This is a genomic window from Vibrio chagasii (assembly GCA_041879415.1).
Taxonomy (GTDB): Bacteria; Pseudomonadota; Gammaproteobacteria; order Enterobacterales; family Vibrionaceae; genus Vibrio.
The window spans coordinates 1,393,460-1,418,604 of sequence record CP090851.1; the positions used below are offsets into that span (position 1 = coordinate 1,393,460).

Genomic DNA, 25,145 nt, shown 5'->3' on the forward strand with positions numbered 1-25,145 from the left:
CCGTCATTCCCGAGAGGGAGGAACGACTGAGTCGGGAATCTCATTAAGACATTCGCAAAACGTTAGTAAGATTCCCAGTCACGCTCGCTCCTCGCTGTATGGAATGACGAAGTCTTCGCCAGAAAAATCTAGCGTTGCTACAGTCTAGCTTTACTTAGGTTTGTTCCGGCGACAACGCTCAGAACAATAAACGACTTCATCCCAACAGCGCTCCCACTTCTTGCGCCATGCGAATGGCTTTTGACACACAGGGCATGTCTTTGTAGGTAAGTGTGGCTTTTTGTGCATGAATGTTCCTTGTATCTTGGTCTATTCATTGAAGTTCTAACAGAGAGATTCCCTATTGCATTCTTTCTTGCTTTAGGTAGTGACGGTAATTGTCATACCCTGACTCGCTTACCTCACTTCAAATAATGCCCGGAACTCTCTATCGTCTGACCGCCTCTTCCAGACATTGGTATACAACTGAAAGCCCCACTCCGTCATCCCCAAGAAGGAGGAACGACTTAGTTGGGGATCTGCTTTTGTTGAAGCTGAAACCATTTCAACACAACACGCTGGGCTTTTGATGTCAGACGACCAATCTCGAGATATTAAGCAACCACTTTGTACTGTTTTTCCATCTCACTGACGCCAAGGCCTGCGTGTTTCGTCACCTTCAATTGGACAGGCACACGCTCTTTCAAAGCTTCAACGTGGCTAATGACACCAATCATTTTGCCTGATGCATTCAAGTTATCGAGTGCGTTCAATGCGATGTCTAGCGTGTCACTATCAAGCGTGCCAAAGCCTTCATCTAAGAACAGAGAATCAATACTGGTTTTGTAGCTAACAAGATCAGATAACGCGAGTGCCAACGCCAAACTCACCAGGAAGCTTTCACCACCAGACAGAGTTTTGGTATCGCGCATTACGTCGCCCTGCCAGGTGTCGAGTACCTGTAGCTCTAAGCCATCGTCGGCTTTGCGTTTTAATTCATAGCGACCATGCAAACGCTGTAATTGCTTGTTTGCCAAGTACACCAAGTTTTCCAGTGTTAGCCCTTGTGCAAACTTACGGAACTTGTCTCCATTCTTAGAGCCAATCAGCGAGTTCAAGCGCGAGATATCATCGAACTCAACTTGTTGTTCAGAGATCTGCTTAAATAAATCTTGCTGGTTACTTCGGTTCTGACGATCCGTTTCAAGGTTGGCAGAAATTGCGCCAATCTTGCTTGCATGGCTTTGTTGAGCTTCTTGGCAATCAGCTGTCGCCCGCTCCACTTGCTGTTGATCTTGTTCTTGCCATGTTTGCGCATTTTCGTGGTTTTGTAGCTCCACTTGCGCTGCTTTTACCGTATTCAGCCTTGCTTGAGCACTGACTATCGCTTCATCCAGAGACTTCTTAAGATTTTGTAATTGAGTGCGCACCTCTTCATCGAGCAGTGCCGCTTCAAAATCAGCGTCCCCTTCAAATGGGCTCGCTTGCAAAGCTTCAACCCAAACATTGGTCGCTTGCGTCTGGCTTGTTTGCTTCGTGGTTAATTCATCAGAAAAACCGGTATGTTTCGTTTGTTCGGTTCGATGTTCCAATTCACAGCGATTAAGTACCAACTGAGCCGCGTCAAACGCTGCAACTGCATCTGTTACCTTTTGCTTCATTGCTTGGCTTGCTACTTGAATGTCTTGCTCACCAAACAACTGCGCTCTTTCACCACCAATACGAGCCAACTCCGCTGTTAACAATTCGCTTTCTTTGCTTAACGCATCCAGCTCTTTTTGTGCACTGCTGAGTTTGTCATCCAGTGTTTTTTGTTCAGCACATTGGGTAATCAAACGCTTCTCTAGCTCAGCCTGTTGCTGTTTGGTTTGCAACCATGTATTTGAGGCTTGAAGTTTTTCAGCGAACCAAGCGTCAATGTGCTCAAGTTCAGGAGCTTCGATAGAGGTTTCAACAATACTCTCTTTGAGTGAGTGCCATTGTTGCTCTTTGGCTTGCGCGGTTTGGCCTGCTTGTTCATTCGCAGCTTGGTTTTGCTTATTGAGGTCGTTGAGACGCTCCTCCGCTAACACAAGATTAGCTTGCGCTTTATCAGCCATGACACTCACAGATAAACGTTGTTTCTCCGCCTCGGCGTAGCTGTTTTTTGCATCTACTAAGACTTTTAGCTGCTGCTGGGTTTGATTTAAGTGAAGCTCGCATTGTTCAACAAATGCCGTCACCGTCGTTTCATTCACAAGGTCAGTCACAGAAAGCGGTGTTAACTCCAGCGTCACAGCTGGAAAGTCAGACAAACTCTGTTGAAGCTTACCTATTACAGATTGCCAGTGAAGTTGCGCTTGCTGAATATCCGCTTGTGCACGTTGAATATCATCGCTTAGTGCTGTGATCATAGGAGCAAGTGAATCCAACTGTTGACGATGCTCTTGACCATCTTTCTTAATGACCGCTAACTCATGTTTTTCTCGCTCTTGCTGAGCAATCAAGTTCGCAATATCTTGCGACTGCTCAACCGTATGTTCAGTAGAACCACACAGCGGACATTCAGAGCCAGACTCCAACTTCGCACGGTACTTAGCTAACTCCCCCTCTTGCGCGATTAACAAGGTTAAGCGCTCAAGTGATGTCTCTTTCTCTTTGTATCTCTCTACCAGTACTTCACGCTCTTTCGATAGCTTGTCAGCCTGCTGAACGTTAGTTTGGTGTGCTTGTGTCTTAACACCGAGCTGTTGCTGTGCGTTTAAAAAGCCACGATTGATTTCAAACAACGAGTGGGTGTTGCGATTCCAAAACTCCAACAACTCTTTTTGAGCAAGTAATGCTGTTTCACCGGTGTTCGCGTGTAGCGCTTCCCATTGCTGCTTGGTATTGTTCTCGGCCAGCACCAATTCAGCCAGAGCTTGATCTTGCGATGCTTTGGTTTGTTGTGCGTTTTTAATCACAGCTTGTTGAGCTTCTAGCGCTGTATAGGTTTGCTTCGCTAGATTGAGTTGTTGCGAATGCTGCGACTCTAACGTACGCACTTGCTCAACTTTGGCTTGCCACTGACCTAAGTGCTTTTCGAGGTGTTGGTCCGCCTGATGCGCCTCTAGATAGTCAGCACTTAGCTTTTCTTGCTGTTTCAACTCGTCAATCTGTTGCACCAACATAAGCTGTTGATTACGTTGCTGTGCGTGTTGTTCATTCAACGTATTTGCGGCGTTAACCGCCGAGGTTTGCTTGTCTTTGAGTACCGATATTTGGTTGTCGAGTGGGCGGACTTGCTCAATGATCTTTTCTTGATCCTGTTGCTCGGCTTTAACTTTTTCAACCGATTCGCTACTTTTAGTCAGCTTGGCTTGGGCGTCTAACTTCTCGGTCTCGCGCACCGCGAGCAACTTAGAACTGTTACCTAGGTTAATTTGCGTAAGGTTGAGCTCATGTTCACAGCGTTTTAAGTCTTTGTGCAGAGGTCGCAATTTCTCAGCCGGCTCGCTGTTTGCCAAACGTAACAAAGATGGTTGGTTTTGCTCTAAATCGCTTTGCGCTGTTTTTAGGTCTTGTTCACTGGTCGCAACAGTATGCTGCGCTTTGGTCACGTCTTTCCACCAGCTAAGGTGAGCTTGCCACTCTTTTAGTTGTTCTGCTAAACGTTTCTGTTCAGCTTCTAACGTCTCACGCTCTGTTATCAGCTCTTGAATTTGCTCATCAGAAAGTAAACTCACACCCTCAGCTTTTGCTTTCAGGTGATTAAGCGACTCTTCACTCGATTTAAAGTGATCGTAAATACGTTCTGAAATCAGGCTATAGACTTCAGTACCAGTAAGTTCTTCCAACAATTCGGCACGATCATTCGCGTTAGCATTTAAGAAGGCAGCAAATTCGCCTTGAGAAAGCATGATCGACTTAGTAAAGCGAGAGAAGTCGAGACCTGTCACCTGCTCAACCAACTTGGTCTTCTTGGTTAGCATGGTTTCTAAGACTTTATCAGTGTCTGCATCTGCAAATTCACATGTTGGCGTTTGCAGTGCACCATCGTGCTTGCCGCGAGCTCGCTTTTGGTGGAAGTTAGAACGATAAGTTTTTCCCTGTACTTCAAATTCAAGTTCTGCGAAGCACTCACCTGTACCGCGAGTCATCAGCTCGTTATTGCCTTTAGCTATGCTTTTCAAACGAGGCGTGCGGTGGAATAGCGCTAAACAAATTGCATCCAGAATAGTCGTTTTACCCGCACCCGTTGGGCCCGTTATTGCAAATAGGCCGTTTTCTGCAAACGGTGATTGGGTGAAATCGAGCTTCCAACGCCCTTTCAAAGAGTTCAGGTTTTCAAATTCTAGGCTTAAAATCTTCATACTCGTTACTCTTCTACTTTGTTTGTTGCTTGAGCGCTTTCAGACACTTCGACCATGACTTGCTTAAACTTCACCGTCATTCGCTCTAAACGCGCTTTTTCAGATTCAGTTTCGAACTCTTCTAAGGCAATACGCTTGGTAAACACGTCCATTGGGCTAAGTTCAGACAGAGTTTCTGCTGATTCTTGCTCCAACGCTTGGTTGCGACGCTCTCTTGCACGGCGCAGTTGAAGTACTTCCACATTCAAGCCTTCAGTCAATGCACGCATACGTTCTTGTAGATCAGATAGGTAATCTTGAGCCTGAACCTCTATCGACAACCACACGCTTTGTTCGTCAACCAAACCAATATATTGATTCAGTTGAGATTCTATCTCGCTCAAGTCGCCTTTAATTTCCGCCAACGGTTGGAAAGTTGGAACGGCTAATTGAGAAATCGTTCGTTTGCCTTCAGAAAACTCAACCACGCACACCTGCTTCTGAGATTTAAGCTCATCAAAGCTCAGTGGGATTGGAGAACCGGAATAACGAATGTATTCACGCTTAGCCACCACTTGAGGACGATGAATATGACCAAGAGCAATGTAGTCAGCATCTGGGAAACCATCCGCAGCAAAGCCATCTAGGTTACCAACGTAAATATCACGTACAGAATCTGACTGTTGAACGCCCATCGCAGTAAGGTGTCCCGTAGCAATAATCGGCATGTGTTCATTGTTTTCATAGTTAGCGCGCTTAGCGACCGCCGCTTCATAAACACTTTGGTAGTGCTGCTTGATGGCATCGCCAAGCTGTTTTTGACGCTCTACGCCAGAAACACCGGCTTGACTGGTCAACACATCACGTGGGCGGATAAAAGGAATGGCACACACCAGCGCTTCTACATCGCCCTTTTTACCCTTGAGTTCAACAACCTGAGTCGCATGATCTTCGTTGGTATTTGGGATGACGTCAGCCCCCATGTATTTGAGCAGCTGTTGTGTCTCTTTGAGAACCGAAACGGAATCGTGGTTTCCGCCTAGCAGTATCAATTGACAGCCAATCTTGTTCGAATCGACGACAAACTTGTTATACATCTCACGAGCGTAACTTGGTGGCGTACTGGTATCGAAAATGTCACCAGCAACGATGATCGCATCGATGTCATGTTCAGTAACTTGCTCAAGTAACCATTGTAAGAAACGTTCATGTTCATTCTTACGGCTTTTGTTGTAGAAGTTTTGGCCAAGATGCCAATCGGACGTGTGAAGAATCTTCATTGCTGCTCACTGGAAGTCGGTAATACCTATAATCTACCAAAATCGCCCATACAATTCCCTTTTATAAGCTTGTGAAAAGCAACTAATTTTACACATGAACGCATCATGGGTTATAGCTACAAAAAAGCCGCTCATAATCAGAGCGGCTTTCGTATCAACTATAAACAATTTCAGATCTCAACAGGCGTTAGAAATTGTAAGAAGCACCCAGTGTTACTGTGCTAAATGCTACGTCTCGGCTGCTTAGACGTACTTTATTACCGTTAATATAAGCGAAGTTTTCAACGTTCACGGCGTCAGCTTGGGAGATCAGACGAAGTGTTAGGTTCTCTACTGGCGTGTATTCAACACCAACACCGAAGTGGAAGCCTGCGCCGGAGTCATCACCATAGAAAGCACTGTTGCTCGAGTTCAAATCTACGTAGCTTAAACCCGCTAGTACAAATGGACGGATTGAGTTATCGAAAGTGTAACCAACATTCGCAGCTACTGAGAGAGACGTTGGTGAAAGCTTCTTTTGACCAAATAACTCATAATCAGCGTAGTCCGTATAGCCTAGTTCGATACCGACAATACGGTTGAACTGATAACCGCCGTAAAGGTTGTAACCCATGCCGTCAGAATCTAAATTAGCGCCACCGTCCGTGTCTGAATCTTGATATACACCAAGGCCAGCACCAATGTATGGACCGCCCTCAATACCAGCAGCAAAAGTAGGAAGTGAAACCAAGCCAACTAGGCCTAATAGAAATGTTGATTTAAGCATGAAAATACCCTTTTTAGTTTGTCCCACAGCACCGTTCATCAACTATTAATAGGTTTCCGACACTATTCCAACGGTTGCGATACTGTTTAAAATAAATTATTCAAGCGACTTCTAATAAACAATAAAACACTGTTCATTTGCGAAGTGATTGGGAAATTATCACGACAATTTTCATTCACCAAGCGAATAATTCATAAATTTTATAGAGTCTTATTTATGAGACAAAATAGATCAAAACCTTAAAGATGAGTAAAATTCATAGTATTAGCATTGTATCAATTATCATAAAACAAATATAAATCAGTTATTTATAGAAAATTCAATCATATAGAGTGGTTTGTATATTCTAGCTATTACTTAATACTCCCCTTTCTGGAAAACAAAAAAGCTCACGCTATTTTTTAATAGAGTGAGCTTTAATTTATCCTTTCAAATTATTCAGAACGAAACACTATTAAAATATATTTAAAATAGTGAATGTAATATTAATGAGCTTCAGCAAGGCTTGCCAAATAGGTATTCGTTAAATAGAAGCCACTAAACTTTTCCACAAAATCTTGAGGTACCGTTTTCTCCGTTAAGCCCGACTTAATCAAAGCGCTCTGCCACGCTTGCACTTTAGGAAAACCTTCTAACATATCAAAACCTGAACGTTCTTTTATCACCGATGCACGGTGTAATAGTGGTAGCCAAGCGATATCGACATTTGAAATGTAATTACCTTTAAAGAACTGTGTATCGCCTAATTTATTTTCAGCTTTAAGAAACGCTTTTTGAAGATTTGCCAAACGCTTATCAAACGTATCTTTGTCTTTACTTCCCATCGTTCCGCATTGTGGCATGTAATGTTTGCTCGCTTGATATGACCATGCTCGGTCCAATGCTTTTTGCTCGGCTGTTACCTCTTCAATAGGTGCGTATTTATCGTCAAGGTATTCAACAATCGCATCAGATTCAAATAATACGGTGTCATCTTCAGTCACTAGCACAGGCACTTGACCATTTGGAGAAATATCCAAAAACCACTGTGGCTTGTTGTTAAGCTCTATGTATTCGATTTCAAACGGCACTTTTTTCATAACTAGAGCCCCCATTACACGTTGAACGAATGGGCAGTTTTTAAAGCTAATCAGTTTAATCATTGTTGACTCCGTATCAGGTCATTAATTTGTATTTACATCCCTAAGACGAGCGTCATCAACAAAAGACGAAGTCTAATTCTATTTTTCTAAAAATTAAGAAATGTAGCCACTTAAACGATTAAAGAAATTGCTATAGATGCCATTATTACACCCACAACAAATTCCAATACCTTCCAGGCTCGCGGGTTCTTAAACATCGGAGCCAAGAAACGCGCACCAAAGCCAAGAGAAAAGAAGAACACAAAAGAAGCCGATACCGCTCCGGCTCCAAATAACATCTGATTAGGTTGATATTGCGTGGAGATGGAGCCTAATAGCACCACGGTGTCTAGATAGACGTGTGGGTTTAACCAAGTAAAAGCTAAGCACATGGCTGCAGCTTTGATTAGTGAATCATTGGCTTGCGCAGTCGCCTCTAGCGCATGATTTTCAGTGAATGCCGAGCGGAAACTTAAAAATGAATACACGCCCAAAAACATTGCCCCACCATAACGAGCAATCAGTTCGATTTGAGGAAACTGCTGAACAATAGCTCCGAAGCCTGTGACGCCAAAACTAATCAGCAACGCATCAGAGACAGCACACACAGTACAAATGACCAAAACATGTTGGTTCTTTAAGCCTTGCTTGAGTACAAAAGCATTTTGAGAACCTATCGCAAGTATCAGCGAAAGTCCAAGGGAGAAACCGGCAAAATAAGTCGTCATGATAAGTGGTTATTTCTAGTTAATAGCTAAAGTCGTTCGTGTAAATATTATCTGATTTATGCGTCTTGTTAACAAGCAGCCCAATAGCCGAGGGGGGATGCATTGAGTCATACCCCTGCCTTTCTGACTTCATCATCTAAGCTCTAGCTTAATAAATAACAAAATAATCAATTGATTTTAAAGTAAATTTATCCACCAAATTCATTTTATAAATATTGTTTTTATTAATAGAATTTAGCTCAAACTTTCAACCTTAAAAATCGATCACAGTGAGATCTCAATACCATTTCATTGACCAAGCGAATGATAGAAATCTAATTGCATATTACCTTTTGACAGTTTTTTGAACGGGCTTTTCCCGCTCTATCGACTGGCTTTATGTGCTTAGACATAGCCTTATACAAGCCAGTTAGTCACATAACTATAAGGACGCAACACAGATGAAACACGGATACCGACTTACTACTCTCGCTTTAGCTATCATAGCTTCCGCACACGCCACCGCTTCAACAGTTAAAGAAGACGGCGTTACACCGCAGATTGTCAATTCACCTTTCATACAAGACGTAAAAGGTACGATTGTTGAAGATTACTCTAAGCAAACCATTCAACCATCTTTGTTCTCAATGAGAATGATGAGCTCTGCTGATTCACAGCGCGGCGATTGGTTCAATCTATCTGCGAGCTACACAAGGCTTCAAGGCGTAGGTTCTGACGTGGTATATGACTACCTTATGCCACCACTAAAGCCAGAGCCAGTGATCGTGGCTGTGCTTGATTCGGGCGTTGATGTGGAACATGAAGACCTCAAAAACAAACTTTGGACGAACAAAGGCGAGATCCCAGATAACGGTATTGATGATGACGGCAATGGTTACATCGATGATATTCACGGATGGAACTTTCTCGGAAACTCTTTAGGAATTAACGTTGATCAAGATACATTAGAGGTCACACGAGAATACAAGAAATACCTGAAACTTAAAGAAAATGGACATTGGATTCCGCGTAAAAAGCGTAAGTACTATGAAGGCGTAGAGTCTGACTACCTCTCCTCTTTAAAAGACGACCAAGATGTGTTAAATCGTGTCACTACAGCGATTGACCAAGCCAACGAATACAAAGAAGAGATTCTACAATACGTTGATCAGAAAGACTTTTCGACTAATGGTTTAAAAACGCTATTAGATAACGAAAACGCTAGCGTTGTTGCAGCGGCGCAAGGTCTTCTTAACCTATTTGAATCTTGGTACTCATTTGAATATTTGGAATCTCGCCGTAGCCGCTATCAAGACTCTTTAGACTTCCATTTAAATCTTGATCTCGATACTCGTCGCGACATTGTTCTAGATGACATCAATAACCCTTGGGAAAAAGGCTACGGTAACAACGATGTTAAGGGGCCTGTTGGCTCTCACGGCACTCACGTAGCTGGTATCATCGCTGCTGAACGCGGCAACTTTATTGGTATCGATGGTGTTGCGGACCATGCTCAGATAATGGCAGTGCGTATGGTGCCAAATGGGGATGAGCGAGACAAAGACATTGCCAACGCTGTTCGTTACGCTGTCGATAATGGCGCAAAGATCATTAACATGAGTTTTGGTAAAAGCTACTCACCTCGCAAGTACATCGTTGACCATGCATTCCGCTATGCCGCTCATAAAGGTGTGCTGATTGTTCACTCTGCGGGTAATAGCCGTAACGACAACGACATCAAACCAAGCTTTCCTAACCGCTATGCTAAGCACTACCGTTCAAAGCCTATCTCAACATGGTTAGATGTAGGTGCATCTGCAAAATACGCAGATCAAAGTTTAGTCGCAAGCTTCAGTAACTTCGGTCAAGAGTCAGTCGATGTATTTGCTCCTGGATATCGCATATTATCAACAACACCGGGTAACACTTACGGTTCGAAAAGTGGCACTAGCATGGCAGCACCTGTAGTTTCGGGTATCGCGGCATTAGTATGGTCTCGTTACCCTGATCTAACAGTGAAAGAGCTGAAATCGCTATTAATGAACGAATCAAAAGCCTATCCAGAATTGCTTGTTAAAAAGCCTTCTAGCCCGACAGATTTAGTGCCTTTCACCACCCTATCGATTTCCGGAAGCGTGGTTGACGCTGAAGCGATATTCACAGAGTTAGAAACACGCTAACGCTATCCTATCTATTGATTCATTAAGAAGAAAGGTTGCTCAGAGCAACCTTTTTGTTTTTTAGTGCAGCAAAAGAGATTCCAGATACCTCGTTCCTCGATTCTGGAATGACGGGAGGAAATAGCGTGAATTTTGTATTCGTCATTCCCTATAGTGAGGAACAAACGTGATAAGGAGCCTCACTGTGCGATAAAAGATTCCGGATACCTCGCTCCTCAGCTCTGGAATGACGACAAGAAATAGTAAGGGGTTGTATTCGTCGTTCCCTACAGTGAGGAACGAACGTAACAAGGAGTCTAGCTTTGTGGTAACAGATTCCAGTTACCTCGTTCCTCGGTTCTGGAATGACGACAAGAAATAGTAAGAGTGTTGTATTCGTCATTCCCTATGGTGAGGAACGAACGAGATAAGGAACCTCACTGTGCAATAAAAGATTCCAGACACCTCGCTCCTCTATTTTGGCATGACGCGAGGAAATAACACGAATGCTTTATTCGTCATTCCCTACAGTGAGGGACGAACGTGATAGGGAATCTCGCTTTGCGGTAAGAGATTCAAGACACTTCGCCCCTCGGTTCTGGAATAACGAGAGGAAATAACGTGAATGTTTTATTCGTCATTCCCTACAGTGAGGGACGAACGTGATAGGGAATCTCTTTATACGGTGTAATTCTACTAGGCCATATTTAGCGCAATTCGATACTCATAAACTGGCTGTAAGGATCTAATTCATAATCCGCAAAGGGTTCACAGTATCCAAAGCCAAACTTCTCGTATAGATTGCGCGCAGGCTTGAAGTATTCCTCAGAACCTGTTTCCAAGCTTATTCTTTGATATTGGCGGTTAGAAGCAGTATCCAGAACGTGCTGCAAGAGTTTGCTCGCCACTCCGGTATTACGAGCAAACTGAGAAGTTCGCATCGATTTAAGCTCGGCATTTTGGGCATCCAACTCTTTAATAGCCACACAACCCAATAATTGACTGTCTTTCCATGCACTGAAAAACGTAATCTCTGGTGATCTCAAAGCATCAAGATCGAGTGCATGCACGCTTTCTGGTGGCGACGTTGCATACATGTCCGCTAAGTGCTCTTCTAATAGCCGAATTACCTCTCCGCCTGACAAATCATCAATTTTTATTTTCATAACGCTTTAATTATCCTTAATAAAATTTTAATCCGTTTTCCATTCAGTAAAATTACGCTAGTGTAGTTAAATGATGAATATCATACTTTGCATATAGAGTCTCGCTGTATTTACCGTGTCTATCAGCGATATACCCAAATTAATGCAAAGCACCATTTTACGGTAGAGATTAATTGATCAGACCGATATGAGTATCCAATTAGACTTAACGACAGCCTTACCTTGCCAGAACTTCGATTCTGCCCAAGGCTACATTACCCTCCAGGATCATCAGGTCATTGATGTCGACGATAATATAGCGACCCTATTTGGTTACGATGACCGAGAGTCGCTATTAAAGAATGTCGATTTCGTTTATTCCATGGTACCAGAGAGTTACCATGGCGCTCTTCGTGAACGTTACCTCACAGCCATTAAAGGCCAGCTTCAGAAAGGCAAACTGTATAAGGACGTACCTATCAATGGGCGTACTCTATCCCTATTTAGCCTAGCGCACGTTATTAAACTCAATGACCGCCCTGCTCTTCGAGTCATGATCATCGATATCACATCTGTAGTTGCCTCTGAACGTAAACACCAAGAGAAAGACCACATGTATCGCACTCTACTGAAGAGTTCGAAACAAGGTGTACTCATTCATCAGAACTTCAAACCACTAATGGTTAACCAGGCTTGGGTCGAAATGCAGGGAGCTGATTCAATAGAGCAAGTGCTAGCTATGGACTCTGTTATCTCAATCATCCCGCCCGACAATCGAGTCAGCGCGCTAAAACGTAGCCAGAGTATTATGGCCGGTCACACTCCGAGTTTTAGTTCAGTGGTCAAAAACCGTTGCCTTGATGGAAGCAAAAAATACTTCAATATTTACGACAACATCATCTATTGGGAAGGTGAAAAAGCAATTCAAGTAGTGGTCGAAGATGTCACTAGTAAAGTCGCACTAGAAAAAGAGTTAATTCATCGTGCACTTCACGATGACCTTACGCAGGTATTAACTCGTCAGGCGGTTTATGACTGGCTAAAAAAACCGACCAACGCCCAAACTAATATGTCTTGCTTGCTACTCGATATTGATGACTTCAAAAACGTGAACGACCAATTTGGACATAGCGTCGGTGACACTGTCATTCGAACACTCGCAGCCATCATCAAGAAGCATGTCAAAGCTCTAAATGGCGTTGTTGGCCGCTGGGGTGGTGAAGAGTTTATCGTGTTCTTCCCAAAATCTGTTACATGCCACGCAACCGCACTGTCTACGGCAGAGTCTCAAGCAAGAATTGTAGGTGAACGTATCTGTGAAGAATTTCGAAACCATCAGTTTATCGGTTTTAACCGGAAAAAATTCAAAACAAGCGTCAGTATTGGTATTACCGACAGCTGTGTCGTTCGTACCACTCGCTCCCTCAACACGCTCATCAGAGTAACGGATGAAGCGCTTTATAAAGCGAAAGCTAATGGTAAAGACAGAGTGTCATTAAACCCTGAAGGCGCTTGTGTAGAACCTAGCTAATGATCTAGAACGCCCCACTTCAGACTTCCACTCTTACCCGAAGAATCTAGACAGTATAAATAGATAAATTTAATTAAGATTTTCTTGTTATTTTCAAGTTCTAGTTTACTATGCGCCACCCCAATTTTTTCAGCAAATGCTGCAGGCAAACATGTCCGCCAACGCGCTCTATACCGACCTATCCGGTTACTATGATTTAATGTGTGTTGATATTGACTACAAAGCGCAGAGTCACTGCGTTCGTAGGCTACATCAGATTTTTGGAAATGAAGGAAAAACTCACCTAGATCTTGGGTGTGGTACTGGTCCACACGTTCGTCACTTTATCGATTATGGCTATCAAAGTAACGGGCTTGACCTGAACCAACCCATGCTAGACATTGCTCAAGTTCGCTGTCCTGAAGCTAACTTTTCTGTACAAAACATGAGTAATTTCGAAGTGTCAGAACCGTTCGACCTCATCACTTGTTTTTTGTATTCGATCCACTACAACGATGGTATCGAGAAGTTAAAAGAGTGCATCGCAAGCGTTCACAAAGCCTTAAATCAAGGTGGCGTGTTCTGCTTTAACGTGGTCGACAAAGATAAGATCAGTAATGATCTGTTTGTTCGTCATACTACCAATCAAGAACAGGACGATTTTACCTTCCGTTCAGGCTGGTATTACTCGGGTGAAGGCGACAAGCAGGCATTGAAGCTCAGCATCGAGAAAACTACGGCTGGTGAGACTCAGGTCTGGAATGACGAACACCCTATGGTGGCGTTCTCATTTAGAGAGTTGATTGAGATATTGAAAACCTACTTTGAGGTTCATATCTTTGAACTTGACTATGACAAGCTTTTACCTTGGGATACACATTCAGGTAATGCACTCATTGCGTGTGTGAAAAGCTAGTTTACTTCTCGTACAACGTTAGCGCTCACGACAAAGTGCCTAGATCAAAAGAACCCACAAACGTTACGTCATGTGGGTTCTTTACTTTATGGTGATTTACTTATCAAATCAGATTGATTAGAAGTCAGCCGTCATGCCTACGTAGTAAGTACGTGGTTCTTCAACATAGCCCATATTTTCAAGCTCTTGAGATACCGCTTCGTCAGTCAAGTTTGTGATACCTGCTCGTAGTCGCACCGAATCATTCACGTTGTAAACCGTACCGATGTTCAACGTTGTGTACGCGTCTTGTGTTAGGTCCGTTTCGATATTACGTTCACCACGGTAACGTGCACTAATAAAGGTATTCAGATCGTAGGTTGGATTCCAGCTAAGTTTAACCAAACCTGAATGCTTGTAGCGCTCTAGCAACTCTTCACCCGTTGATTTGTCTTCTGTGTCTAGGAAGGTGTAGTTACCAGAAATGCCCCACTCGTCCGTGATCTGGAATTGACCAGTAAGCTCTGCACCTTGAACTACAGCCTCTGACACGTTTGTGTAAGTACGCTTACCATTTACATAACCCGTTGAGCTTGAACTATCAGCACATCCTTTACCAGACTCAAACATTCCACCGTTCTCACAGTAGGTTTCATCACGCTCAATTAGGTCATTGATTTCATTACGGAACAAGGCACCTTCAACATTCCAACGAGGCTGACTGTAAATTGCAGCGATCTCATAGTTCAAACTGGTTTCTGGTTTAAGATCTTCATTACCATGTAAATCACATACGCCTTTACAGCTGTTAACTGTGTAGTCGGCCTGATTTTGAGTTAATGTTGGTGCTTTGAACGCCTTACCCACACCACCTTTGATGATTAAGTCATTCGTTGTTTGGTGAACTAGGTACACACGAGGGCTAAACTCTTCGCCGTATAGTTCGTGTTTATCTAGACGGCCACCAATTGTCGCTGTTAGTTGATCCGTCATCAGCCATTGATCTTGAATAAACAATGCACCTTGGTAAGCCTCCGACGTGCCGTTAGCTAAGTTTTCTTTGTTTGTGAGCTCACTTAACTGGTAATCCATACCAAACGTGACTGTGTGATTTTCACCCAGATAAGTCGTAGCCGAAGCTTCGACAATTTGGGTCAACTCTTCGACATCACTGCTGTAGTTATTGCCTAAATCAGCCGCGTCACTGTCTGTTACATTTTCACGCGAGTAGCGAACTTGTGTATCACCCCAGCTCCAAAAGCCACTGTGTGTTATCGCTTGGCTGTTACGCACAACCTTACTATCAATTGGATTTGCACCTGTGGCATATTCAGCCAAACCATCACGTTGGTCGTCGCTGTAACCAAAATCTAAATCTAAAGTTTGATTATCTGTTGCATGCCAAGTCAATGTGCCTAATAGGCTCAAAGTATCACGACCTTCTAGTGCCGTAACGTCCTCTCTGTCGTGACCTGAAGAATGAATGCCTGAGTATGGCTGCCATGCATCACGACTGGTTTGGTTAATAGAAAAGCGGGCAAACAACTCATCTTCAATCAAAGCACCTGAAGTCGTTAGACCTACAGATTGCTCCTGCCCGCCATTGCCATCCATTGGTGATGAGGTATCCATGCTCAATGTCGAGCTCCACTCATTGACTGGAGCCTTGGTGATGATGTTGATGGTGCCGCCCATACCATCTGAGCCGTAAAGTGCTGACATTGGGCCACGGATGATTTCAACACGTTCGATTGACTCAACAGGGATAGTAGAAAGGTCGAAGTCGTTACCGCGGATGATGGCACTTGCCGAACTTAAGCGACGACCATTCACCATGATAAGCGTGTAGTCAGAATCCATACCACGAATAGAGATCATTTGGCGCCCTGCTCGTGTGCTATCAAAGTCAGACTCAACACTCGTCGAATCGGCAACTATGTCAGCCAAAGTGATGCCCGGGCTGTCTTCAATATCTTGAGCAGTAATAACAGACATAGACGCTGGAGCTTGTTTCAGCGCCATCTCTGTACGAGTGGCGGTAACAACCATTTGCTCATCGGTTGCCTGCGTTTCTTCTTCAGCCAAAACACTAGCTGGAAGTGACGTACAAATAACAGCGACTGCGATCGATAAAGGCTTACGAATAAAAAGGGAGCTCTCAGACATGATATTCATTCTTATATGTGATTGGTAATGATAATGGTTTGCATTAAATAGCCAATCACCACTCTAATCAACGAAAGTTTCATACCAAAAACTGATTATCGCTATTCAACATTCACATAAGGATTAAATCTATATTCATTTTGACGAGGAGCTCGCACATACATTCACAACCTCAATGCATTAGGTGTACAACTCTTTGAACAATTCGCGTATCCAACGACACATTGGATCATTATGAAAACGTTTATGCCAATACAAATACACATCTTCAGACGCACTTCTTATTGCCTTAGGTACCCTTTTACAGACCAAGTTACGCTGTTTTGCAGCTTGAGACGCGAAAGGCGTCGGTAGGTGAAAAATGATGTCTGTCGTCTCTGCTATATCCGCTGCAATATTGAAATTAGACAATTGAATCGGAATCGATAGCTGACGCTGCTTATCAATTAAACCGAGATCTTTGAATCGATTTTCAATCGAAAGCTTCTTATCGCCTTGGAGTGAAATCTGCCCGAGCTGGCTATTCAACAAGTCATCGACCGTGATCTCTTTATCAGCCAACGGATGGTCCTTGCTCATTAACAAACGATAATCACGGCTAATCACGAACATTCGATACAGGTTTTGCTCTGAACTTAGCGGCTCATGAGTCGATAACACAAAGTGCGCGTCACCGGACAGCAAGGGCTCGAAATGACGCTTAGGAATAGAATCGATATCAACGACCATATTTGGTGCTTGTTTGCGGATCTCTGCGACTACTTTAGGTAATAAATGCGAAACCTGTGGCACCAAACCGAAGAAACGTACAGTGCTATCACTCGTTTGTGGTTCAAAAACATCACCATGAACTAACTTCTCTAAACGAGTAAGCACTGAGTTTAGATCTTGCTTAATGGCTTCTGCTTTTGGTGTTAGCTCGTAGCCATAAGCCGCCCTTACTAACAGATCATCATTAAACACGGTTCGTAGTTTTTGAAGCGAGCGACTGACCGTAGGTTGACTCATGTCCAACGCTAAGGCTGTGTTTGAGACATGCTTTTCTTCGAGAAGGTGTTTGAGGATAACTAATAGGTTGAGATCGACTTGCGCAAGATTCATTATTTAAATATTCACAAATTTGAAAATTCAGAAGTCGAATAGTGCTATTACACGCTAAGTAATACAATTGATAATCACTCTTATTTTGATCTTAAGCAAAATTAACTGACGTCTTTAGCTACGTAAGTAATATCGATCGAGCTTGAACGAATAGTCGTTCTGTATCATCAATAAAAAAGAGAGGCATATAGCCTCTCCCTTCATTCACTTTAAAACTACGTTTCGTAGCCCATTTTCTTTATAGGATTAAAGTTTAATCCACGCATCTTGCCAGTATTGGCTATCGCCAGGTGCATACGAAGCACTTGCACACCACGCCGTGTAAGGCCAAGGTTTACATTCGTACAAACCATTGTCGCTACCTACCACGATGTCGCCTGCTTCGTAGTTAGTACCAGCTGCATACGGAGGGTAGTTACCCGGAGGAGGTGTTGTTCCACCCTCTTCTTTTACTGAGAACGAGTTATCCACCATCACCACTTCGCCATCTGTCGCAGTTCCAACCACTTCAAGCTTGTACTGACCTTCTGTAATATCATACAGGTCCATCGTAACCGTGCGGCTATCAGTTAGGTTGACGTTGGTCTGTTCAACCACAGAGCCCGTGCTATTAATCACCTTTGCGATTACATCAAGCGCTTCATTCGACTCCAATGTGAACTGGATACGTACATCGCCATTATCCAAAATGTATTCAGACTGCAGACCAGAGACGCTCAGTTCTACGTCACCACCTGGACCTGGGTTACCACCACATGAACTGTCTGAAGCTTTCTTCCAAACGCCCCACTCACCTGTTGTTCCCGGCTCTTCACCACGAGTGTACCAACCCGCCACCCAAGTTGCTCCATCATGAGATACTTGGTCACCTTCGACATAAACTGTATTCGCATCCCATGCTGCTGCGCAGTTTGAACCGTCGGTCACAGTCACTTTACGTTCAGCTGTAACGGTTTGATTTGCACTATCTGTTACTCGGTAAACAAGCGTGTAGTTACCTATCTCATTCACATCAACACTACCAGTGTGTGTAATTGAACTTGTTAGGTCACCGTCTTCAGCATCATTCGCTGTTACACCCGCCATTGGGTCGAATGCATTGCCAAGCACTACAGTAGTATCCGACACGCCATCGAAAACAGGTTTTTGGCTGTAAACTTCTACCGTTCTTGCCTTGGTTGTTTCATTGTTGTCGCTGTCTTTTACGCGGTAAGTCAGCACATAAGTTCCAATAACACTGGTCTCGACATAACCTTCAACATCAATTGATGAGGTTAAATCGCCATCTTCTTTATCTGTTGCTGTCACGCCTTCCATCGGGTCAAAAACAGAGCCGTGAAGAACACGTGTATTCTCAACACCTTTCAACACAGGCTCACCTTCAACCGGTGGCGGTGTCACTTGGCCGTGAACAAATGGACCGTAGTCTTTAATGAATTGTTCGTTGTATGCTTGTCCAGCTTTGTTGGTGCCCATATCCCAGTTGATAGACCATGTCATTACACCGCGTAAAGGCTGACCTTGAGCAGTTAAACTATCGAACGCGTCATATAGGTCTTGTGGCTCTTTCACAAAACCGGTTGCCGCAGCATCAATGCTCGAAGGGATACCAAACACAAGCTTATCGTGTGGGATCTTGTGGAAACCACGGGTACCGTTGATTAGAGAGTCAGAGATGTAGTAAATGAACTCTTCTTTTAGCTCATCGTTGTTTTGAGCAATCCAGCCTACACCGTCAACCCAGATGCCGTCGCCACCTTGGTTATAAAACTGCGGGTTGATCCAATCGTAGTAACCTTCCAAGTTATCGATGTAAGGAACATACTTACCACCCGTCGTTAGGTACGGGAACTCTGGCGCCATAGTAATAAGGAAGTTTTTGCCTTCTGCGCGGTAGTGATCTTTCACGAGCTTCAGCGCATCTGGAATAACGGTTTGGTTGTTTGCAGCAGTGACGGCCGCTTGTTCAAGGTCGATGTCTAGACCATCAAAGCCATAGCGCTCCGTGAGACGAATGATCTCATCAGCAAAGGCTCTTTCATCACCTGTTTCTAACTCTACGTGTGCATCTGCACCACCCAAAGCCAACAGTACAGAGCGTCCTTGCTTGTTGAGTTCTGAGATTTGGTCAATAAATTGTTCTTCTGAAAGCCCAACCGTTGGGTCCAGTTTAAAAGTTGGGATTCGACCATCCGCTACATCGTACACTTTCATGAATGATACATTCACGATGTTGTACATCGGGTTCACTTCATCCAATGTCACGCAAGGTGCATTACCACCTTGATAACCTCCGCCATCACACCAATTGTGCCAATAACCTACCACGACTCCTGAATCTGGATTCGTCATGTCAGATCCATTTGCATAAACCGCTCCCGACATGGCCGCCATGCCGACTGATACTGCTAATTGTAGAGCTTTACGTTTTAACATTAGTCCCACTTCCTTACTTAACAGCTGTGCCAATCACAACCGAACCAATTCATTTTAATCATGAATATTTATAGAGAAGTAATGGAATTTATAGGAAATAACGACCTTTGATTTAACTTGTGATTTTAAGTCACAGATTGAATATTAGAATCAATATGATTTTGACTTTTCATTCAAATTAAAATGCGAAATACGCTCTTTTTTATTAGTTTATATTGACCATGCAAATATATTAAACACCGTTAATTCACGAGTAAAATTAAGCATTACATACGGATAAACATCGTTGACAGAACTGAATAAAAGCTCTAAAGATCATGATATTTAAGGCTTTTTTATTTTGCGAGTGATGTCACCAAAATCTGTAAGTGGCTTAATTGGACGTACAAGCCCAATTAAACCCCACATATAAATTTCTACACTAATAAATCAACAAAAATATAACATCACAATTATTTTGAATGGCCTGAATAATAGCTCTCTATTCGTTCAATAAGGCTCAACTTATCCACTTCTTTCAGCGAATTTATTCCTGCAGCGGCTTTCCTTCCGCCCCCAGTATCAAAACTCGAACAAATTTCATCTGCGCCAACTCTGTTTGATAAAGGCGCTCTTAGGCTCACAGTATAAGACTGAGCATCAGTGTTTTTTGTTAACACCGCTTGTGCTCGAGCTGGGTCTTGATTCACTATTTCATTGCTAAACACGCCACTGATTCGTCTAGCCCAAGTCTCTGCAGGCAATTCGAACACGCGCGCGACTTCGCTCTCATAGATCGGAGTAAGGTTTGATAATTGTTGGTTGTCCGTTTTATAAGCGGCACGAAGTTGATAAAACACGGAATCTTTATCATCCAAGAGATCGAATGGGTTCGAATATTGATAAAGCGCTTGGTAAAGCTCAGTTGGTGAAAAGTGCAGATCACTCAGTGACGCGCCATAGCCGTTATAGTTGATTAGCGTGCCTAGTTCTTCCAAAAAGTCAGTTTGAGGTTGGTCAAACCCATTTGTTAGCGCTAATCGTGCAGCCACCGCTTTTAAATTATCACCAAACGCAGCTGCTATTGCCCACGCTACATATTCTCCCTTGAGTTTTTGGTTGATCAAAAGACTTGTGCAACATTCCGGCGCTGTATTAATGAGAGTCTCAAGGTAATCAGACTTTGGGATGTCCCCTGTACGGTGATGATCGCAGTAAAAGACAGTAATCTCATCAGCAAGCAGTGATTGTAATGCGGGTAGATTTTTCTCCATCGACACATCTAAAACAGTCACCGATGTAACATCACTTTGGGGATTATGTTCCGTTAGTTGGGTAACAACCTGCGAGACCAGCTTGATATCGCGTTTCACCCCCGTGATTAAAGTGCTCTCTTTAGGCTCATGTAGGCGCAGTTGAAGCAATGCGATGATGCCATCTGCATCTCCGTTGAATACGTCGTAATGCATTTTGTTCCTCTTCCCGTGAGATTCAGCCATCCACGATAAAGCAATGTGTATAGCTTGTATCGTGAAGGTATAACTTAGCTTAATAGACGATGTTTATTTTAACCTTATTTCATAGATACTTAAGTCCGATTTGGAATGCCTTATTCTTAACCCTCTATCTTCGCATTTGTCCATACCTTTCAAATACAAAAAAGGCGCAGACAATCTGCGCCTTTGGTTTTAGTTATTTTGGTGCTTAATTAGGACGTTTTGAACTGTGCGACTGCTTTATCCATTTCATGGGCTTGCTCTGCTACTTTGTCTACTTCAACTAAACAATGCTGTGCTGAGGCATTGTTATCGTGTGAGATGGCATTGAGTTCCGTGATGGAATCACTCACTTGTGCCATCACAGCACCCTGCTCTTCTATTGCAGACGCAATGCGTTCAGAGTTACCTTGAATGCTCTGCATGTCGCTTAAAATAAGCTGTAGGCTAGCATCGAGCTCTTCTGAATCTTTAAGCGTGAGCTGGCCTTGTTGGTTACACTCGCCAATTTCAGTCATCGATGCTTGCATCTGGCTTTGAATCGCACTTACCACCGAGGTTATCTCTGTCGTCGACTGATGTGTTCTGCTTGCTAGTGCGCGTACTTCATCCGCAACAACGGCGAAGCCACGCCCTTGCTCACCGGCACGTGCTGCTTCAATTGCAGCGTTCAATGCTAGTAGGTTGGTTTGTTCAGCAATACCTTGGATGATGTTGACCGCGTCACCGATTTGATCAACATGATGGTTCAGTGAGCTGATTGAATCTTGGCTGCTTGATAGACGTTCTGACAACTGAGTAATGTTGTTGATGGTATCGACCACCACTTCACGCCCTTTGTCTGCATTCACTTTCGCTTGTTGAACGCCTTCTGCAGCAACCGAAGTGCTTTCTGAAATTTCACCAATCGTTAATACCATCTCTTGAACGGATGTTGTCATGGTTGAAGTGTGGTTGGCTTGAACTTCAAACTGTTTGATTACCGACTCAAGCTCGTCGTGCATGTTAGAGGTACTTTGAGTCAGTTGTAGAGACTTAGATTGAGAGGCAGAAATCAGGCCTTCAAGTTGGTCGAGCAACTGATTGAAGTATTGGCCTAGTGTGCTCAACTCGTCTTTACCATCAAGATGCGAACGAATCGACACATCGTTGGAATCGACAATATTACGGATCACCGAAAGCAGTGATTCAATTTTGCCAATGATAGAGCGAACAATTAACCAGCTGAATAAAATAATTGACACAAGTAATGTGACGCAAAGGATGTTGTTGATCAGCGATAGTTTGTCCATCTCCTTTTGAGTTTCTTGGTCCAGTACGGCTGAAAACTCTTTAAACTGAGTTTCAATCACGTGAGAACCCGCACGCGCTTGACCAAGCAGGCCTTCATTGTGCTTCAAGCCAATCAGTCGTTTTTGCTCGACCACTTGCTTTGCTGTTTGTAACAAAGCACTGGAACTTGATGACAGCATGCTCGGATCAAAGGTGCCCTTTTCAATCAGGTCGTTAAAAAGATAAAGCTCAACTTTTTGCTCTGGACTTGCGGCTACACTCATACGGTCTAACACTTCATGAAACTGCCCTAATAAGCCTTTGTCTCTCGCCAGTCCATAGACTTCCGTCGCCTTGACCAACTCTACAAAACTCGTGTGGTAAGCTTCGATGTCTTCACGTAAGTGTGTGCTGTTAACTAAACCCAAATCGTTCAGAACCACATTGAGTTGTGATTCGGAAGCCAAAAATTTATTGTAGTTTACGTCGAACTTATCAAGATATTTCATATCATTTCGCAACAAGAAGTCTTTCTCATTACGGCGAAGATTAAGCAGGCGAACTTCCAGCTCTTTAGTGATTTGTTTGGCTTCGCTCATTTGAGCAGTTGTATCTGCGAATTGCGAGGTGGTAAACAGCAATGAAATCATGCCGAAAATGGAAAACATTCCCAATGAATAGAGCTTTTTCTTTATATCCATAGATGTGACTCGTCTTTACTAAATTTAGGTATCTAAGGCTGGGCGTTTGACTGTGTTATCTCGCCCATGCTATTTCGTTATTTTTATCTTTTTACCAATAATGGGCGCTTTACAGAGGCTGTTTTGCCTCTATATCTCTCATTGAAAATGCAAATGAGAGCGCTCACTAAAGTTAAAATTATCAATAACACAAATTGGTACGATGTACATTAGCAAGATTATAAAATTGGGATACAAAGGTTTCTCATGTTTGATACAAACGTTAAAAACAGCCCTGACACCTTTAAAATAAAGGGGTCTGTAGATTTTCTAATCGACCCTTTTGTTTAGATGAGTTCCAAGTGGTAAGTGCTTCATTTAAATAAATAAGTCACTAATCAATGAGCGTCGTAACCACTCACCAAATCGCAAAAAGCCGACATCAACTGTCGGCTTTGTAATTAAGGTCTGCTGGCCCTAAGTATTCTGATTCAAGGGCTCATGCGCCTCTCAATGTCCACTAGCGCATTTAGTTAAACGTTTGAGTCCAAAAGCTGTGTAGCGAATAGTTTGAGTTCAGTATTAAGTGATGAGCATAACCTAAACCCATCTCGGTGTGGCTTGGGTTCATCATTGCTTGGCACGATGCAGTACGACCTGCTTGTGAACTTAAACCTGCATTGTTGCTTTGACCATATGCGTTTGTGTCTACAGGATCGCCATAACCAAATAGAGGTGTTATAGCAGAGTATGAAGCCACGCTAGATACATTGGAAAGTAAAGATTGATATTTCGAACCAGAGTTTACGAACTGTATTTTCTCTGCGTCAGCCGTGAGTTGCGCTGCAGCAGCAGTTGAATCACTCCAAGCAACCGGTGGTGCGGCATTGAATGCAATGTCGCTAGGATTCAATGTATTACACCAACGTTTTGTTGAGCGTGCACAATTGGTCGCAATTACCGCCTGGTATTTAAGTGTATCTGCATTAGAGTTAGCTGGTAAGTTAACGATCTTACACCAGCGTTGGTCAGCAACACCCTGCCCTGGCATGCCCCAAATTGCACCGTTAAGTAGCTGCACTTTATCTAAACTTTCGAAATCGATTAATGCTTCACTCGTTAGACCGCTAATATCCAAGTCGATCGTTCTTAAGCTCGATACGAATAAATGGTTACCCAATTCTTTGGCTGCGCTATTAATGTGCTCGTTTTGCATAAACGCCCAAGCGTTACCAAAATTGCTTTTTAGTCGCTGTTCATACACAAGAGCAGAGAATTGGTATGTCGGCAGAAAAACTGTATTTGAAGTCACCGAGTCTTCATAAGATACCGAGTCGATTGACTCAACAATTAAATCTTCGTTAACCACCGTATTTTTGAAAGAGTACTCATTCAATTTGTTATTAGTACATGATGCTGTGACGTTATTTCCCGCTCCATTTTTTATTAAAGCTTCATATTCTGATATCACACCATCGATATACAATTCTCTACCTTCTTTTTTTACGGCTAGGTTATTGGTTTCATAGCAGTGAAAAGCAGGAAGCTCAATTAGGGTTGGACTCGGCATATCTATATTTACTAGTGGAATATCCAATCCTGTCAAATCAAGAGTTGTGGAATTATCGATATAAGCCTTTGTATTATCGCCTATTTGATTTCCTCTTTGAAGATCTTGAACGCGTAACAACGAGTAAACAACATGAATCATATTATTATTCATTGGAATAATATCTGCGGTTTGTCCGACTAACGCTGGAACAGCCGCCTTTGAAGCGCCATTGGCTGTCGATGTCACTACTGTTTTCGGCTTTGGTGTAACGGTAACTGTTGACGGTGAAGACCCCGCAGTACTTGGGCTAGATGATCCCCCACCACCCCCACAGGCAGTTACAGATAAACCCATGACTAGTAATGATGTCGCTTGCATAAAATTCATATTTACTTTTCCTTAATCGTAAAAAATCGAGCCATGACGAGAGTAATGGTTATATTTCTTCTTAGAATTTATAGGTCCTTCGGACAAGTCTTCGACCGCCAGCATGCAATACCAAGTCGTGCACACCAACAATAAAACACCGTTCAATTGCTAACGATAATCTGACAAAGTCATATTTGTGTAAAGAATAAATACGAACATAAT

16 protein-coding genes are annotated in these 25,145 nt (G+C 43.1%); 3 read left to right on the forward strand and 13 right to left on the reverse strand.

The features are described from left to right. Positions 1-150 precede the first annotated feature (150 nt). From L0991_06240 to L0991_06265, 6 genes are all read right to left on the reverse strand, one after another. Positions 151-288 (reverse strand): DUF2256 domain-containing protein, encoded by a 138-nt coding sequence (locus tag L0991_06240; GenBank protein XGB63668.1) that lies wholly within the window; start codon positions 286-288, stop codon positions 151-153. 305 nt (positions 289-593) lie between these two features. Beyond that, positions 594-4,310 (reverse strand): AAA family ATPase, encoded by a 3,717-nt coding sequence (locus L0991_06245; GenBank protein XGB63669.1) that lies wholly within the window; start codon positions 4,308-4,310, stop codon positions 594-596. Between the two features lie 5 nt (positions 4,311-4,315). Beyond that, positions 4,316-5,569 carry an exonuclease subunit SbcD gene (gene sbcD / locus L0991_06250; protein XGB63670.1) on the reverse strand — a complete coding sequence of 418 codons (1,254 nt, stop codon included), beginning with the start codon at positions 5,567-5,569 and terminating at the stop codon, positions 4,316-4,318. Between the two features lie 187 nt (positions 5,570-5,756). Next, the gene (locus L0991_06255; protein ID XGB63671.1) at positions 5,757-6,335 is read right to left on the reverse strand and encodes a porin family protein; all 579 of its coding nucleotides are present in this window, start codon (positions 6,333-6,335) and stop codon (positions 5,757-5,759) included. A 485-nt stretch (positions 6,336-6,820) separates the two neighbouring features. Beyond that, complete coding sequence (locus L0991_06260) at positions 6,821-7,477, reverse strand: glutathione S-transferase family protein (protein XGB63672.1); 657 nt, start codon at positions 7,475-7,477, stop codon at positions 6,821-6,823. 110 nt (positions 7,478-7,587) lie between these two features. Beyond that, the gene (locus L0991_06265) at positions 7,588-8,184 is read right to left on the reverse strand and encodes a LysE/ArgO family amino acid transporter (protein XGB63673.1); all 597 of its coding nucleotides are present in this window, start codon (positions 8,182-8,184) and stop codon (positions 7,588-7,590) included. A gap of 440 nt (positions 8,185-8,624) precedes the next feature. Here L0991_06265 and L0991_06270 point away from each other — a divergent pair, with 440 nt between their 5' ends. Next, positions 8,625-10,343: a S8 family peptidase gene (locus L0991_06270; GenBank protein XGB63674.1), complete on the forward strand. Its 1,719-nt coding sequence runs from the start codon at positions 8,625-8,627 to the stop codon at positions 10,341-10,343. A 686-nt stretch (positions 10,344-11,029) separates the two neighbouring features. Here L0991_06270 and L0991_06275 read toward each other — a convergent pair. After that, positions 11,030-11,488 (reverse strand): GNAT family N-acetyltransferase, encoded by a 459-nt coding sequence (locus L0991_06275; protein XGB63675.1) that lies wholly within the window; start codon positions 11,486-11,488, stop codon positions 11,030-11,032. Positions 11,489-11,675: 187 nt separating this feature from the next. On the opposite strand from L0991_06275, the gene L0991_06280 reads away from it, so the two are divergent. After that, the gene (locus L0991_06280) at positions 11,676-12,998 is read left to right on the forward strand and encodes a sensor domain-containing diguanylate cyclase (protein ID XGB63676.1); all 1,323 of its coding nucleotides are present in this window, start codon (positions 11,676-11,678) and stop codon (positions 12,996-12,998) included. Between the two features lie 151 nt (positions 12,999-13,149). Beyond that, entirely contained in the window at positions 13,150-13,893 is a 744-nt protein-coding gene (locus L0991_06285) for a class I SAM-dependent methyltransferase (protein ID XGB63677.1), read from the forward strand. A 117-nt stretch (positions 13,894-14,010) separates the two neighbouring features. Here the strand turns inward: L0991_06285 and L0991_06290 are convergent, their stop codons facing one another. The 6 genes from L0991_06290 to L0991_06315 form a co-directional block, all read right to left on the reverse strand. Then, entirely contained in the window at positions 14,011-16,038 is a 2,028-nt protein-coding gene (locus L0991_06290; GenBank protein XGB63678.1) for a TonB-dependent receptor, read from the reverse strand. Between the two features lie 180 nt (positions 16,039-16,218). After that, positions 16,219-17,139 carry a LysR family transcriptional regulator gene (locus L0991_06295; GenBank protein XGB63679.1) on the reverse strand — a complete coding sequence of 307 codons (921 nt, stop codon included), beginning with the start codon at positions 17,137-17,139 and terminating at the stop codon, positions 16,219-16,221. Positions 17,140-17,385: 246 nt separating this feature from the next. After that, a complete protein-coding gene (locus L0991_06300) occupies positions 17,386-19,575 on the reverse strand; it encodes a glycosyl hydrolase family 18 protein (GenBank protein ID XGB63680.1) in 2,190 nt (729 codons plus the stop codon). A 452-nt stretch (positions 19,576-20,027) separates the two neighbouring features. Continuing rightward, positions 20,028-21,023 carry a DHH family phosphoesterase gene (locus L0991_06305; protein ID XGB63681.1) on the reverse strand — a complete coding sequence of 332 codons (996 nt, stop codon included), beginning with the start codon at positions 21,021-21,023 and terminating at the stop codon, positions 20,028-20,030. Between the two features lie 239 nt (positions 21,024-21,262). Continuing rightward, positions 21,263-22,972 carry a methyl-accepting chemotaxis protein gene (locus L0991_06310; protein ID XGB63859.1) on the reverse strand — a complete coding sequence of 570 codons (1,710 nt, stop codon included), beginning with the start codon at positions 22,970-22,972 and terminating at the stop codon, positions 21,263-21,265. Between the two features lie 559 nt (positions 22,973-23,531). Continuing rightward, positions 23,532-24,941 (reverse strand): hypothetical protein, encoded by a 1,410-nt coding sequence (locus tag L0991_06315; protein ID XGB63682.1) that lies wholly within the window; start codon positions 24,939-24,941, stop codon positions 23,532-23,534. Positions 24,942-25,145: the final 204 nt, after the last annotated feature.

What these genes read in the sequence shown, in the direction of transcription:
- L0991_06240 (XGB63668.1), bottom strand. Translation starts at nt 288, where the DNA reads ATGCACAAAAAGCCACACTTACCTACAAAGACATGCCCTGTGTGTCAA.
- L0991_06245 (XGB63669.1), bottom strand. Translation starts at nt 4,310, where the DNA reads ATGAAGATTTTAAGCCTAGAATTTGAAAACCTGAACTCTTTGAAAGGG.
- sbcD (XGB63670.1), bottom strand. Translation starts at nt 5,569, where the DNA reads ATGAAGATTCTTCACACGTCCGATTGGCATCTTGGCCAAAACTTCTAC.
- L0991_06255 (XGB63671.1), bottom strand. Translation starts at nt 6,335, where the DNA reads ATGCTTAAATCAACATTTCTATTAGGCCTAGTTGGCTTGGTTTCACTT.
- L0991_06260 (XGB63672.1), bottom strand. Translation starts at nt 7,477, where the DNA reads ATGATTAAACTGATTAGCTTTAAAAACTGCCCATTCGTTCAACGTGTA.
- L0991_06265 (XGB63673.1), bottom strand. Translation starts at nt 8,184, where the DNA reads ATGACGACTTATTTTGCCGGTTTCTCCCTTGGACTTTCGCTGATACTT.
- L0991_06270 (XGB63674.1), top strand. Translation starts at nt 8,625, where the DNA reads ATGAAACACGGATACCGACTTACTACTCTCGCTTTAGCTATCATAGCT.
- L0991_06275 (XGB63675.1), bottom strand. Translation starts at nt 11,488, where the DNA reads ATGAAAATAAAAATTGATGATTTGTCAGGCGGAGAGGTAATTCGGCTA.
- L0991_06280 (XGB63676.1), top strand. Translation starts at nt 11,676, where the DNA reads ATGAGTATCCAATTAGACTTAACGACAGCCTTACCTTGCCAGAACTTC.
- L0991_06285 (XGB63677.1), top strand. Translation starts at nt 13,150, where the DNA reads ATGTCCGCCAACGCGCTCTATACCGACCTATCCGGTTACTATGATTTA.
- L0991_06290 (XGB63678.1), bottom strand. Translation starts at nt 16,038, where the DNA reads ATGTCTGAGAGCTCCCTTTTTATTCGTAAGCCTTTATCGATCGCAGTC.
- L0991_06295 (XGB63679.1), bottom strand. Translation starts at nt 17,139, where the DNA reads ATGAATCTTGCGCAAGTCGATCTCAACCTATTAGTTATCCTCAAACAC.
- L0991_06300 (XGB63680.1), bottom strand. Translation starts at nt 19,575, where the DNA reads ATGTTAAAACGTAAAGCTCTACAATTAGCAGTATCAGTCGGCATGGCG.
- L0991_06305 (XGB63681.1), bottom strand. Translation starts at nt 21,023, where the DNA reads ATGCATTACGACGTATTCAACGGAGATGCAGATGGCATCATCGCATTG.
- L0991_06310 (XGB63859.1), bottom strand. Translation starts at nt 22,972, where the DNA reads ATGATTTCATTGCTGTTTACCACCTCGCAATTCGCAGATACAACTGCT.
- L0991_06315 (XGB63682.1), bottom strand. Translation starts at nt 24,941, where the DNA reads ATGAATTTTATGCAAGCGACATCATTACTAGTCATGGGTTTATCTGTA.